Origin of the sequence: Chitinophaga sp. YIM B06452, from assembly GCF_039655965.1 — a bacterium.
Taxonomy (GTDB): Bacteria; Bacteroidota; Bacteroidia; order Chitinophagales; family Chitinophagaceae; genus Chitinophaga.
Genome location: NZ_JAWLKY010000003.1, coordinates 234,161 through 248,403, shown reverse-complemented (window position 1 = coordinate 248,403; position 14,243 = coordinate 234,161). Strand labels below are relative to the sequence as shown.

Here is a 14,243-nt window from a genome sequence, read left to right as displayed (position 1 = left end):
TTAAACGTAAAAAATCTCAGGCCTTCTCTGCAGGCAAACCGGCCCTGTAGCCTCTTAATGCGTAAAAGGTAATGAATAAATAGCAGGGGATCAGGATCCAATAGGCCTGCCCCGGGCTCCAGGCATCAGCCAGGTGCCCGTACAGCAAGGGAATGACCGCCCCGCCCCCAATGGCCATCACCAGCATGGACGAACCTATCCTTGTGAACCGGCCCAATCCATGAATGGCCAGCGGCCATATAGAAGGCCACATCAGCGAATTGGCAACACCCAGCATGGCGATGAAAAATACCGACGCCACACCGTCCAGGAGCAGCGCTGTGAAGGCAAAGGCGATACCCGTGAAGGAAGAAATGATCAATGCCTGCCGCTGGCTGATATACCGCGGAATGCAAATGATCCCGATCATATAACCCAGCAGCATGCCGCTCAAAGTAAAGCTGGTGAAGAACTTCGCGGTTGCCAGTGCAATGCCCTGCGACGCGCCGTAGCTGATAATCGTGTCCGCAGCCACCACTTCCACGCCCACATAAAGAAACAAAGCCGCTACGCCGAGCAGCAAATGTGAGTACCGGAAAATACTGCTCCTCTCCGCTACCTGTTCCCCGCCGTTATTTTCTTCTTCCTCCGCATTCACTTCCGGCAGGGATGAAAAATAAATGGCGACGGCCAGCACTGTCAATGCCGCTGCCATCAGGCTATACGGCCCTATCACTTTATTGGCGAGCGCATCCAGTGCAACCTCGCGGGCCGCAGGGCTCATAGTGGCTATGCTGCCCTGCAATGCATCCGCGTCCTCTAATACCACCATGCCCAGCACAATAGGGGCAATGATACCTGCCACGCCATTACAGATACCCATGATGCTGATCCGCTTCGCAGCGCTTTCCCTCGGTCCCAGGATCGTGATGTAAGGATTGGAAGCTGTTTGCAGGATGGAAAGGCCGGTGCCCTGTACGAACAGGCCTGCCAGGAAAAGCCCGTAGGTCCTGCTCAGCGCGGCGGGAATGAACATGAGCGTTCCCGCGGCCATAATCAGCAAACCTGCCGCCATCCCGTTTTTGAAGCCGGTGAATTTTAATATGCCTGCCGCCGGCAGGGCCATCACCAGGTAAGAAATATAAAAGGCAAATGTGACCAGGTAAGATTCAAAGTTGGTCAGCTGGCATGCGATCCGCAGGTAAGGGATAAGAACAGACCCCAGCCATGTTACGAAGCCAAATACAAAAAATAATATCCCGATCATAACGATGGCCCTGCCGGGATCGGCCGCTTTCGAATGGTTCCGTGCTGTATACATCATTATTACCTGTTTTTCTGCCTTACCGCCTCTATCACCTGTTCATAAACATCCAGCGGCGGAAGCCCCGGCTGACCATACCAGAAGAACGATCCAAAGCCCTCGTACACGCCTGCGCGGATGTGCCACGCCGCCGGCAGGTAGCTGGCCACATCATTGCAATACCCGGCTACGGACACCAGTTTATCCGGCCATATGCCGCGGATACCTTTGCCATATTCGGTAACGGCTTCGCGGGAAATGCCCACGAACTTCCAGTTGCCGATGTTGATCGTTTGCACGTATTCCGGCAGAATATTTTCGACCTGGTGATCTTTGTACCGCTGCAGCATCAGGTTGGCCCAGCGCACATTCTTTTCCGCTTCAATGTCTCCCGGCTTTCCTTCGTTCGCCGCTTTGAACCGCAATACGCTGTCCGCACTCCAGGGCTGCACGGGAATGTTCACCGTGTCCATGAAAAAGCTGATATCCCCTTCTATGCGCTGCAGCCCGGAATCCAGCACATGCAGCACATCCGCCGCCAGCTCCGCTCCCGTTTGCCGGTGATCGCTGCTCCGGGGATTGATATCGCCGCCGCAGCCCTGTATGAACACGGCATTATCCGTACCCGTGCGTTGCTCCACCAGCTTCCGTGCGATGGAGGGATAGTTGGCGCCAAGGGTAAACGATTCTTCACCTGCATTCCTGAACACCGGGTGGCAACCGGTAAGGAACAGCACACTCCTGGTCTTATCCTGTGTATCGGTGATCTTCAATACGTCCACCACATTGTCGTATGGCTGGGCGGCATTGGCCCCGGCCCTGCGGTTATGCCCGATCTGCGTGGCGCCTCTGGTAAAGTAGAGACGGGAAGGCGATAAATTGTCGAGCGCTGTTTCAATCGCGCGGATGATGCCTGCTTTCACCACTTTGTCCAGGTAACTGCTGTCGGGGAAATGATAAAAGTCGCCCCAGGTGATCCATGTTTGGGTGACCGGCGCAAAGTGTGTATGCGATGCGTTGAGCAGGATGGCGGAAGGCGGTATATTCCTGCTTTTGAAAATGGCTTCTTTCACCGCTGCGCCCAGCGACGCATTAAAGCCGCACACGTCTATGCCTGCGATCACGGCCGTCCGGCCGTTTTTGCGGATCGCCAGGGCGCGGGCCGTGAGGTCGTTCATCGTTTTGTGGCTGCCTTTATGCAGCACATCCTGACCGTCTGCCGCATACAAAGTATGATGGAGCACGGCCAGCTGCCTGGCGGCGACCTTCCAGGTGATATCATTCTTACGTCCGATCTGCCGCCATGTGATACCCTGCGGGCCCGGAACACCCGTCCACAGGCTGTCGCCGCTGTTCACGCCGTACAGCTCGCGGCCATTACCGGTTAAGCTGATAAAACGCGGCGCTTCGCCTGCCGGCCGCCAGGTGATCTTTTTCGCTGTGACCGTTCCTTCCATCAATGCGTTTCCTACGGTGGCATATAGTTTGCCATGCAGCTGCGCCAGCGCAGTTACCGGGCCAGGACTGCCGCGTTTTTTCCAGCTAACGCCATTCGTGCCCGCGATGCCTTCCAGTATTTCGCTGGCGGTATCCACAGCATAGAACTTCCCGCTCATCGCTGCGAGCGCCTTCAGCGCCACTGTTTTTCCAACCGCTTTCCACTGAAAGGTATCTGCTGCGGGAGTGCCCGTCAGCCAGTCGCCCTGCAGGTTGGCAGCAAACAACCTGCCGTCCGCCGAAGTAAGGGCCGTTATGCCTTTTACGGATTGTACAGGCTGCCAGGTGAGGCTGAAGCGTCCTTCCCTTGGCACGCCATAACCCGCCAGCGCGGCTGAATACACGGCGTTCGTATCCGGATCGATGTGTACGGTGCCCGTTCCTGTCATAAACCCGTCCTGTGCAAAGCCTGCCTGTGCACTCAGCAACAATGCCAGCCCGGTAATTAAGCGCATTTTCATATGTTCTTTATATTCTTTCCGAAAGATGATCCAATGCTTTCCTGACGCTGCCATGAGCGATCAGCAGCTTCCTGGCCGTTTCGTAATCCTGTATCCCGGCCCTGGACATCAGCATCTTCACCGCCCTGTCTATGATCTTGTTATTGATCAGCGCCACATTCACCATGCGGTTATCTTCCACCCTGCCCAGCTGTATCATGGTGGTAGTGCTGATCATATCGAAGATCATCTTTTGCGCCGTGCCGCACTTCATGCGGGTGCTGCCGGAAACAAACTCCGGCCCGGTGATCACTTCCACCGGGAAATCGGCCGCCGCCGCAATGGGAGAACCGGGGTTGCTCACGATGCAGCCGGTGGCAATGCCATGCTCCCGGCATTTCTTTAAACCCTCCAGCACAAAGGGCGTAGTGCCGCTTGCGGAAATACCTATTACGATATCTTTTTTGCTGATCTTCAGCGCCTGCAACTGGCGCCATCCGTCTTCCGTATCGTCTTCTTTTTCTTCCAGCGCTTCCACAAGGCGGTCCGTACCGCCGGCCAGCACTGCGTTGAGCATGCCCTTCGGCACGCCGTAGGTAGTGGGCATTTCAATGACGTCCAGCACCGACAAACGGCCGCCGCTGCCGGCTCCCAGGTAGAACAACCTTCCGCTCTGCCGCAGCTTTCCCACCACGGCCTGGATCAGCGCATTCAGCCGGGGCAGCTCCTTTTCCACCGCCATGGCCACCAACTGGTCTTCCCGGTTGATGCCGGCGGTAATCTCTTCAATGGTCATTTTCTCAAGATGCCTGTACCTGGACGGCTCTTCCGTTACTTTTAACATGTTCATGGTTTTGTTTATTATGATCTCAATTTTTCATTACTGATGGAACCGGGTGTTCTTATTGCATATCAATGCCGCAAACAATGGGCCTGTGCGTGGATGCCTGTGAGTTGATAACAGCGCTGTTGCCGGCCGTTACAGGACTTTTCACGAAAATATAATCGACACGCGACGAGGGCGCGTCCGCAGGAACGGTATATGCCGTTTGTCCTGCAAAAACATCCGTGAAGCTCGTCAGGACAGTATTGACAGGCGCGCTGCCCGGCACGTCGGCGAATGTGCCGGCGAATACTTTCCAGGTATGATTGCCGAGGTTCACCAAAGAGTCCGCCTCTTGTGCCTGCAGCAGGCGTTCGGCGGATGTGCTGCCAAGATTGGTAACGTATACATACAATGGGTTGGCGTTCACGCTTATCCTTGCTTTCAGCAGCCCCATGTAATGCGTGGTGTAGTCCGTATAAAGCCAGCTTTCGGTGAATGATTTGGTAATAGGGTATTTGCTCAGGATGCCGTGCCCGAATTGCCGTTCCTTGTTCCCGGATGCGGGAATGGCCGATTTCCAGGTGGTTTTCTGGAACTCGTAATACATCCCCAGTTCATTCGCCAGCCACAGCAGCTGGTCCACGTAATTGCTGCGCGCGTCGTAATTCCGGTCCACTTCATTCAGCACCACCACCTGCGCTTTGGAAGCGCGGATCACGCCGGCGATCCTTTGAAGGTCCACCACGCCGTCCATGCCTTCACCATGCCTGATGTTGTACTGCATCAGCTTCAGCTTCGACGTGCCTACCGATGCATTGGCCACGATCGCGAAATGATCGGAATACTGGTTTTGTATCACGGTGCTGTTGCTGAAAGTGATATTGGAAGTACCCAGGATATAATCAATGCGCACAGTGGGATTATTGGATTTGAAGGTATAGGCGGTGTTCTGTCCTTCGAACGCGTCTACCATCGTTTCTTTGATGGAAAGGATGTTCGCGTTGCCAGGCGTGGCATTCAGGTCGCCAAGCAATATCTTGGTGCCGTAGTTCTCATCCATCCAAACTTTCAATTGCTGCCGCTGCAGCCTCAGGATCGAAGTATCTGCTGCAAGATGCGTAACATAAAAAAGCACCGGGTGGCCGTCTATCACGATCCTCGTTTCCAGCAGGCCGAAATAGTGGCTGTCGTGGGCGTCATAAAGCCGGGCATTGAGCACTTCTACCGGGTATTTGCTGAGGATCGCATGCCCGAACTCCCTTGTTTTGCCACCCGACTCGGGAATGGCGCTTTTCCAGGTGGTTCGCTGGAAAACAGGGTACATATCCAGCTCATTGGCCAGCCAGGCAACCTGGTCCTCGTAGTTCGTGGCGGCTTCGAAATTTTTATGTATCTCGTTCAACGACACCACATCAGGATCTGCCGCGCTGATCACATCCGCAATACGCTGCAGGTTGTAAACGCCGTCTATGCCAATGCCTCCATGGATATTATAATGCATTACCTTCAGGTCCGCCAGGGAAGCAGCCTGCGCATTACTTCGCAGCTCAGCCCGCTGGCCGGGCTCTTCCACTTCTTTGATCTTATGACAGGAAAACAAGAGGCTGGCGCCGCAGAGGAACAACAGCAAAATAAACGATTGATGAATGGATTGTTTCATTGTAAAGATTTTAAGTTGATAAACCAATCTTCCACTATGTTTCATCAGGGATCTGAAATGTCCTGTACGTTGATAAAAAAGCAATGTTTCACGGGGTAAAACTCCGCTTCGTTCCCGTTCAATATCTTCACGCCCCGGTACGGCACGATGCCCAGCTCTCTCATACAGCGCTGATCAAGGTTCGCGATCATCAGTACCTGGGCTGTATCTGTTACTGCCAGGGCGGGTTTGTTCACCGGCATGTTGAAGCGGTACAGCAGCCTCCCCGCGTTCCGCATGTTGGTAGTCGTATGCCGCGCATGCGGCTCGATGATGATGGCCGATGCCGGGATATGCAGTTCCTGCACGAGGTATCTTTTCATTTCCACGGCCTCGCTGTAAGGCGTGCGGTGCGGGTACACATGCCCGCCGGATACGATAATGAAGGGCGCCATTTTGCGGTTGAACCTTTCAGCAGCCATTTTACACCTTGCCACCGCCCGGTGGTCTATGCGCACGCCCGGCGAATCCGGCCCGAATCCCGGTACCAGCAAAGCGGTGTAAGGGTATTTCTCCCATTCGGTACGGGCAATGGCTGCATAAGCCTCCGCGTTCTGTCCGCCCGTCAGCGGCTCGTAGCGGGCTGCTTCATCGCGGCCGTTGATCAGCAACGTTTCCATGGCCAGGGCCAGTGGTAATGCATGGTATGGCCGGGATGCCGTTTGTTTTTTCAACTGCCTGTCCAGCATTTTCTCCGTGAGCGATCTGAAGGAAGGATCGTTTACATTGAACGAGATGGAATCAATGATGGCATATCGCGGCCGCCCGCCTGCGAGGTAGGTATCAAAAATGTAGTTCATGCCTGCCGCCGTCTGCTCCCATGCAAAACGGAGCAATGCAGTGTCTGCCGGCACGTCGCCTTTGCTGTAATACCCCGCGGCACGTATCGCCCGCACTACGTCCTTCATATTATTCTCCCGGAGGTAATGCGCCACCAGCCGGTCGCCGGCCCGGCGTGTTTCCTCTTCCCCCAGGCGCAATGCCGCGGCGTAACAGGCCATGCTTGTGCATTCCCTCCTCGCCCGGAGCACGCGTTCACGGTAGGCCCGGCCCAGCTGCTGCAATACCGCATCATTCGCCAGGGCCGATTGCGTACCGGCATGCGCATCCAGCTGCACCGGCAGGTAAAACAGCTTGCTGCGTAAAACCGCCGGGTCTCCTTTGGGAACTGTGCCGGATAATAACAGCGTGCACGAAAGAACGTATAGCCATGACCGGTATCTTATGTTTATCATATTGTGTTCCTATTGTTCAGGCCATTTATTGTTTTGCTTCAGCTGCGGGTTCAATAATAATTCGCTGAGCGGAAGCGGATACAGGTAATCCCTGTCTTCATCGAATGTTTTCGTCACTTTGCTGTGAACGACGATCTTTCCTTTATCGCCCTCACTCAGCGCTTTGTCCGGCTGCAGTACGAAATATTGTATACCCGGTGTGGAAGGCGAAGGTTTTACATCCACAACAGCCACGTCGTTTTTCCCGTCGCCATCGAGGTCGTACGTGCCTTTTGCGGGATAGTAGGCCCCGTAAAAAACTTCCGCGAGCAAATGCCCTTCCTTCCAGCGCATCAGGTCGTTGAACCGGAATCCTTCCATGGCCAGTTCCACACGGCGTTCGCGGCGAACCTCCAGCACAACGGGATCGGTGGTATGGCGGTATTGCGCCAGCAGGAATGGGTCTGCCGTCAGGCCGCTGACCGTGAGCGCGGGCATATTTACCCTGGCCCGCAACAGGTTAATGGAACGGTCCGCTTCCGCCTGGGTAAGCTTGTTCAGCTCGGCCATTGCTTCGGCATAATTCAACAGCACTTCTGCAAAACGGATAACGGGAAGCGGCGTATAGGCGGCGGCATCCTGGTCTGGCGTGGACACAAATTTTATATTCTGGTAGCCAGTGAAGGCATTGGCATAATCCGGCACCAGGTTTACCGCGGCGCCGATGCGCCGGTAGCCGGGCGTCCGGATGGTTTGCGCCAGGCGCGGGTCCCTGTTCACCACTTCTTCCCAAAAGGGCATGGTAGCAGACCCGGGTGCGGCGGAGAAAGGCGTGCCGTCCTTCATCAGGTAAGAATCGATCAGCGACTTTGTAAGCCCGGGATTACCACGCGTGGGGGAAGTGAATATCTGGTTGGCCGCATGCGATTTATTGACTGCCAGCCCGTAGAGGCGGCTTAAGATAAATTCGTTGGCATTGGGCGTTTGCGCGGAGAACAGGTTCAGGTATACCGTATTGGCATCGCCGGTGGCCAGCTTGTACTGCCCGCTTTTCATCACGGCACCGGCCGCGTCCGCAGCTTCCTGTAGCAGCGTGTTTGCCGAGCCTGTCAGCCCAAACTCCGGGTGGTATTTGCGGAATGTTCCCTCAAAAAGGCATACGGTGGATTTGAGGGAAAGTGCCGTCCATTTGTTGATGCGCGCCGGCGTTTTGGCAGTGCGGAGGTTGGCTGCTGCGAAATCGAGATCCGCCTTAATGGAGTCCATGATGAGGCTGCGGGGATCGCGGGCTCTGTAAAGCTCCGGGCTGCCCGCGTTCAGCGACTTGCTGTACCAGGGCACATCACCGAACCGTTTTAATTTGTCGAAATAAAACCATGCGCGGAAAAAACGGGCCACGCCGGCGTAATGATTCTTTGCCTCAGCCGGGATGGAAGCCTTGTTATATTGCTCCAGGAAATAGTTGATATTATACAACGCCGTCCAGGTCCAGCCGGCGGAAGCCGCGTCTGTGAATACCCTCCTTCTCCCGGTTACCACCTCGTCTATCGCGGAAACGTTCACGTTATCGCTTGAAAAATCCGCCGTAAAAATGTTCTCTCCAGGCAGGCTGGCGTAAAAACTATTGGTATACAGTTCCAGGTCCTTTTCCGTATTAAAGAACTGCTGCGGACTAATGTCGCTTTGCGGATAACGCTCCAGGAAATCGTTTTTACAGGAAATAAAGCAGCAACCTGTAAACAGCAGCAATAAAAGTGATCTTATGTGCATAAAACAATTTTAAAAGTTGATCTCAACACCAAATGTGAACGTACGCATCAGCGGGTATACAAAGCCGGCGCCGTTTGCGCGCGAAGCGTCTACTTCGTCACTCAACCCTTCAGGATCGAATGCTTTGGACAGGCGCGTCCATTCAAACAGGTTTTGCCCTGAGAAGAATACCCTTGCCATGGCGATCTTCGCCCTGGTGGAAATGGACTGCGGGATGGTATAACCAACGCTGAGGTTCTTAAGCCGCAGGTACGCCGCATTCTGCAGGTAACGCGTCTGCACGGCGCCCAGCGACCGGTCTGTGGTAAGCGCCTCGTAAGCGCGCAGGCGCGGGAAGTAAGCGTCCGGATTTTCAGGCGTCCAGTAATTGTTTTGAATATGATCGTACACGGGCTGGTTCCAGCGGTTGTAAAAACCCCAGAACACGGCAGACTCGGTGCCCGGCCAGAAATCACGCTTGCCGACCCCTTGCAGGAATACGTCGAGCGAGAAGTTGTACCAGTCAAAACCCATGTTCACACCGAATGCGTAACGGGGTGTGGTGTTCCCGATCTTGCGGAGGTCGCCCGGATCGTCTACCGTGTTCTTTCCGAAACTGATCACCTTGTCGCCGTTCGTGTCCTCGAACTTGATGTCTCCCGCTTTGGGCAGGCCGGGAAACAGGTGCAGCCTGGACTGGTCCGCATGTCCGGCGGATTCATCGTCTGTTTTGAAGAAGCCCAGGGTCTTGTATCCCCATATTTCGCCTACTTCCATCCCTTCATAAAAATCAGTCAGCAACCTGCTGGGATTGTTGAAGCGGGTAATGACCGACCGGCTGTCTGACAGCACCACGGAAAAGTGATAGGCAAACGGCTTGCCGGTCAGCTGCAGTTCATCATTCCATTTCAGGGACAGCTCCCATCCTTTAGTAGAAAGGTCTGCCGCGTTTTCTTTCGGTTCAGCCGTACCGAGCACCGCGGGCAGTGTTCTGCCTTTGGTGAGCATGTTCTTCGTCTGCCGGTCGTACCAGTCAAATCCCACATTCAGCCTGTTCTTCAGCAAAGCCATATCAAAGCCCATATTCAGCGTGCTGGCCGTTTCCCAGGTGAGGTTGAAAGGCACCAGGCCGGGAGCGCGCACCGCCAGCGGCAGCGCCCCGTTCAGGTCCAGCAGGTCAGAAGCGGTGTAGGGCGATATCGTGCTGATGTACGCGTAATTGCTTACCAGCTGGTTGCCCAGCGAACCATAGGAAGCGCGGAGCTTGAAGCTGTTGACCGTCTTTTTCAATGACCGGAAAAAAGGTTCATTGGAAAGCACCCATCCTGCGGAAACAGAAGGAAAAAACCCGAAACGGTCGTTCTTCGCAAAACGGGATGTACCGTCGTACCGGCCGTTGAATTCAACCAGGTACTTATTATCAAAATCATAGTTCAGCCGGCCGAAGATCCCTTGCAGCGCCCATTCCGATTTGTCGGCAGACAGGGTGGTGAGGCCGTTGGTGAGGTTGATGGAACCCAGGCTGGAAGTGATATTCTCATCCCTCCTCGCTATAAATGAACTCAGCTGGTTCAGCTCGCGGTTGAATCCTGCGAGACCTTTTACATGGTGTTTCCCGAAACGTTCTTCATATTCCGCATACAGGTTGATGATGTGATGCGCCCTGTCTGCAGCGCCGGAAGAATAATAATCCGGGTTGGTAAAATTCACGATGCTGTTGGGCCTGTTCTCATATTTCATCCTGAAATACTGGATATCGTCGCGGGTCTGCGTGAGGAAGTACGTGTAATCTCCGTTTAGCCGTAACCGGTTGTTGAAGAAATTCGTACGGAATCCTACCGTGTTCTTGAACACCTGGTCTTTATTCTTTGTACGGCCGGCATCATTCAGCTGCCCGAATACAGACATACCTGCAAGTGTATAATTGCCGTTAGCCGTCTTAATAGCTTCGTAAGGGTTGGCGTAGAGAGAAAGGTAACGGTACACGTTGTAACCGCCGTCCGTTACAAATTTGTTGGGCGCGTCGTACACGCCCTGGTTGAATTCTATGTTATCGAACACCTGCAGCCATTCCCATACACGGGTATCCACTTTCAGGCGGGAACTGATACGCTCGTAGGAATCCGTGGCATGGGCGAAAATGCCTTTCTGTTTTTCATAGCCCAGGGAGAGATAATAGGAAGTGTTATTTTTTGAATTGGAAACACTGATATAGTTTTTTGAAAAAGGCGCTTTGTCGTTATAGAATTCATCATACCAATCCGTATTCGCGCCTCGGATGAAGTTGCCACTGGCATCCACACCCAGCTCAGGCAATGAAGGATCATCGCGCCGCTGTTGCAGGTATTCGATGATGGCCGGCATGCCCGGCGCGTCTGTGCCTGCGTAGCCGCGGTATGCTTCGTTTTGTATGGTCGCAGCTTCCAGCGGGTCGTTCACCACGGAGGGGATACCGATGGGCTTGCCGAAGCCGAAGTTGTTGGTATAACGCACGAGGGGTTTGCCTTCCTTCCCTCTTTTGGTCGTCACCAATATTACGCCGAAAGCGGCACGGGCGCCATAAATAGCGGCGGAGGCGGCATCTTTTAATACGGTTACGCTTTCCACATCTTCGGGGTTGATGAGGTTGATCTGCCCGGGCGTACCGTCTACCAGGATCAGGGGAGCGCCGCCGTTGATGGAGGTGAAGCCGCGGATGTTGAAGGTGCCGCCGCGGTTCAGCTGCCCGTCACCAAAGGTGATGTTCAGGTTAGGGATGGCCCCCTGGAGGCCCTGGGCGATGTTCACGATGGGGCGGTTTTTGAACACTTCTTCCCCTACCTGCGCTACGGAGCCGGTCACTTTTGTTTTGGACTGGGTGCCATACCCTACTATTACTACATCCTGCAGGGTCTGGGCGTCGGGCTTCAATTGAATGTTGATCTCTTTCCGCCCGGCAATCGCCACTTCCTGCGTGGTGTATCCCATAAAGCTGACGATGAGCGTACCGGCATTATCCGGTACAGTGAGCGTAAAGCGGCCCTCGCCGTCGGAGGCCGTACCTGTCTGGGTGCCTTTAAGCCGCACCTGTGCGCCGGGCAGCGGTGTGCCACTGCCACTGTCCGTTACCCGCCCGTGGATGGTGATCTCCGCGGCGGTTTGCATAACAGGGCTAGCCGCCATTGTGCGGGATGTATAACATACCAGCAAACAAATGGCCCCTGCGATAAAACACAGCCTTGCGGCTGAAGCTGTCATAGATACGAGAAATCTTTTTTGCATATTCCCGGTGAGTTTAATTGCTGAGTGATGAGGATGCCCCTGGTTTATTTCAAGATCATGTCTAATTGGAAACGGCCGCTGGTTGATAAAAAATAGTCTCATGTTTGCGTATTTGCCTGCCGATATTTGCGTTTTTAATCGACTATCAGAACAAATATAACAGCATAAAAACGCAAATTCAAAACTTTTCTGCATTTTCCTTCAATAAAAATCTGCACATAAACACATAGAAGAAAATCTCAATTAGTTTAAAATATTTCCAGAATACTGTTATTTTAACCCTATTTTTGACACAAATCAATCAAAACACCATATTTGTATGAATTTAATATTATGGTAACCATAAGTTAATTTTGAACTAATGCCGGTTTGCGTTTTTATTTGGTCTTTTACTCAAAAACGCAAATAAACGCATATGGCTGATTGTTTTTTAGGGTAATTTCAAGACCGGTTAATAAAAGAAAAAGATGCTCAAAGAAGAACGCCAAAAGCTGATCATGCGGGAGATCAACCTGCACAATAAGGTGCTGTCCAACGACCTCAGCATCCTGCTGGATGTTTCGGAGGATACCGTGCGCCGCGATCTGAAAGAGCTGGTGGAAGAAGGATATATCATTAAAGTGCATGGCGGGGCCATCAGCAAATCTCTCGCTACCCCGTTCATGAAAGACAGCACGATCTATGCGCAGGATTCCAAACAGCTGATCGCTGAAAAAACATTATCGCTGATCAAAAAAGATATGGTGGTATTAACGGAAGGCGGCACTACCATGCTTGAATTCGCCAAAGCCATTCCCGAGCACCTTACCGTTACTTTTTTTACCATCAGCCCGCAGGTGGCTATCACGCTGTCGGAAAAAAGCAACCTGGAAGTGATCACCATCGGCGGCAAGCTGTCCAAGAATGCTAACCTTCATACAGGCTCCAGCGTGATCAACCAGCTGTCCGAGATCAAAGCGGACCTTTGCCTGCTGGGCGCCAACGGGTTCTCCGCGGAAGACGGGCTGACGGATGTGGACTGGGAAATTGTGCAGGTAAAAAAAGCGATCGTACGCTCCGCGCGCAAAACCGCCGTGCTCTGCATCAGTGAAAAACTGAACAGCAGCCGCAGGCTGAAGATATGCGACGTTAACCAGGTAGATTATCTTGTTACGGAACTTGCCCCCGGCCACCCGGTGATGGCCGCTTATAATAAAGAAGGCCTGACCGTATTATAAGGTCACGGCCTTTCCCGCTTCCGGCGTATATGAGCACTACAGCAATAGTACGTTGGCGGGGTATTTGCAGCCAGGTTATTCACTGCAAACAGGATAAAAGCTGTTAACGAAAACCTGGAAACCATGCTGGAAACCTTTACTCATAAAAAGATGGAGGTCGCTGATTGCACGATCGACATGGCAATGGCCGGGAAAGGACCGGGATTGCTGCTATTACATGGTTTTCCCGAAACAAAAGCGGCATGGCATAAGATCGCGCCACAACTGGCTGCCGGTTATACAGTGGTATTACCGGATCTTCCCGGCTACGGCGATTCTGAGGGACCAGTTCCCGATGCGGACAATAGCAACTACAGCAAACGCAGCATGGGCAACATCATGGTACAGCTGATGCAGCAGCTTGGCTTCAGCACTTTTGCACTGGCCGGCCACGACAGGGGAGCACGTGTTGCTTACCGCATGGCGCTCGACCATCCCGGGGAAATTTCCCGGCTGGCAGTGCTCAATATCATTCCCACACTGGACATGATGGACAAGTTCACCTACGATACCGCCCTGAAAATGGGGAATTGGATATTTCTTGCCCAACCCGCTCCCCTGCCGGAAAAGCTGATACATGAAAACCCCGCATTTTATCTCAATTATGTTTTGGACGACTGGTCCGCAACACCTGCGCTGATCTTCCCTGAAGCAAGAGCCGAATACCTGCGTTGTTTTAAAAAGGAAGCAGTAATAGCGGCGATGTGCGCGGAATACAGGGCTTCGGTGCTTGATGCGGCGTATGATCACGAAGACCGCGTCAGTCACCGGCACATACATTGCCCCGTACTGGCTTTATGGTCGGAAAAGGATTTCCCCGGCCCTGACGGCCCGCTGCCGGTTTGGAAGAACTGGGCGGGCGAGATATCCGGCGCGGCTTTGCCGGGAGGGCACTTTTTGATGGAAGAATGTCCTGATGAGGTTTTGCAGGAATTCCTCCGGTTTTTTAAAACATAATAAAAGATAAAAGGACAAACAGGGAATCCCCCGTTTGTCCTTTCCTTTTGTACAATTCCCAA

The 14,243-nt window shown here is 53.4% G+C and carries 9 protein-coding genes; 2 read left to right on the top strand and 7 right to left on the bottom strand.

Translation table 11 applies throughout. From position 1 onward, the window contains the following. Positions 1-16 precede the first annotated feature (16 nt). Genes R3I13_RS17860 through R3I13_RS17830 form a run of 7 tightly spaced genes read right to left on the bottom strand, consistent with a single transcriptional unit; the run spans position 17 to position 11,968 of the window. Positions 17-1,303 carry a sugar MFS transporter gene (locus R3I13_RS17860; protein WP_346319320.1) on the bottom strand — a complete coding sequence of 429 codons (1,287 nt, stop codon included), beginning with the start codon at positions 1,301-1,303 and terminating at the stop codon, positions 17-19. A gap of 2 nt (positions 1,304-1,305) precedes the next feature. Continuing rightward, entirely contained in the window at positions 1,306-3,240 is a 1,935-nt protein-coding gene (locus R3I13_RS17855; RefSeq protein WP_346319319.1) for a hypothetical protein, read from the bottom strand. Between the two features lie 7 nt (positions 3,241-3,247). After that, positions 3,248-4,063: an N-acetylmuramic acid 6-phosphate etherase gene (locus R3I13_RS17850; RefSeq protein ID WP_346319318.1), complete on the bottom strand. Its 816-nt coding sequence runs from the start codon at positions 4,061-4,063 to the stop codon at positions 3,248-3,250. Positions 4,064-4,121: 58 nt separating this feature from the next. Continuing rightward, positions 4,122-5,705 (bottom strand): endonuclease/exonuclease/phosphatase family protein, encoded by a 1,584-nt coding sequence (locus R3I13_RS17845; RefSeq protein WP_346319317.1) that lies wholly within the window; start codon positions 5,703-5,705, stop codon positions 4,122-4,124. A gap of 44 nt (positions 5,706-5,749) precedes the next feature. Continuing rightward, a complete protein-coding gene (locus R3I13_RS17840; RefSeq protein ID WP_346319316.1) occupies positions 5,750-6,979 on the bottom strand; it encodes an ElyC/SanA/YdcF family protein in 1,230 nt (409 codons plus the stop codon). A gap of 9 nt (positions 6,980-6,988) precedes the next feature. After that, positions 6,989-8,728: a RagB/SusD family nutrient uptake outer membrane protein gene (locus tag R3I13_RS17835; protein WP_346319315.1), complete on the bottom strand. Its 1,740-nt coding sequence runs from the start codon at positions 8,726-8,728 to the stop codon at positions 6,989-6,991. A gap of 9 nt (positions 8,729-8,737) precedes the next feature. Further along, a complete protein-coding gene (locus R3I13_RS17830; protein WP_346319314.1) occupies positions 8,738-11,968 on the bottom strand; it encodes a TonB-dependent receptor in 3,231 nt (1,076 codons plus the stop codon). A 467-nt stretch (positions 11,969-12,435) separates the two neighbouring features. Between R3I13_RS17830 and R3I13_RS17825 the strand changes: the two genes are divergently transcribed. Beyond that, positions 12,436-13,185 carry a DeoR/GlpR family DNA-binding transcription regulator gene (locus R3I13_RS17825; RefSeq protein ID WP_346319313.1) on the top strand — a complete coding sequence of 250 codons (750 nt, stop codon included), beginning with the start codon at positions 12,436-12,438 and terminating at the stop codon, positions 13,183-13,185. Positions 13,186-13,308: 123 nt separating this feature from the next. Then, positions 13,309-14,181: an alpha/beta hydrolase gene (locus R3I13_RS17820; protein WP_346319312.1), complete on the top strand. Its 873-nt coding sequence runs from the start codon at positions 13,309-13,311 to the stop codon at positions 14,179-14,181. Positions 14,182-14,243 lie beyond the last annotated feature (62 nt).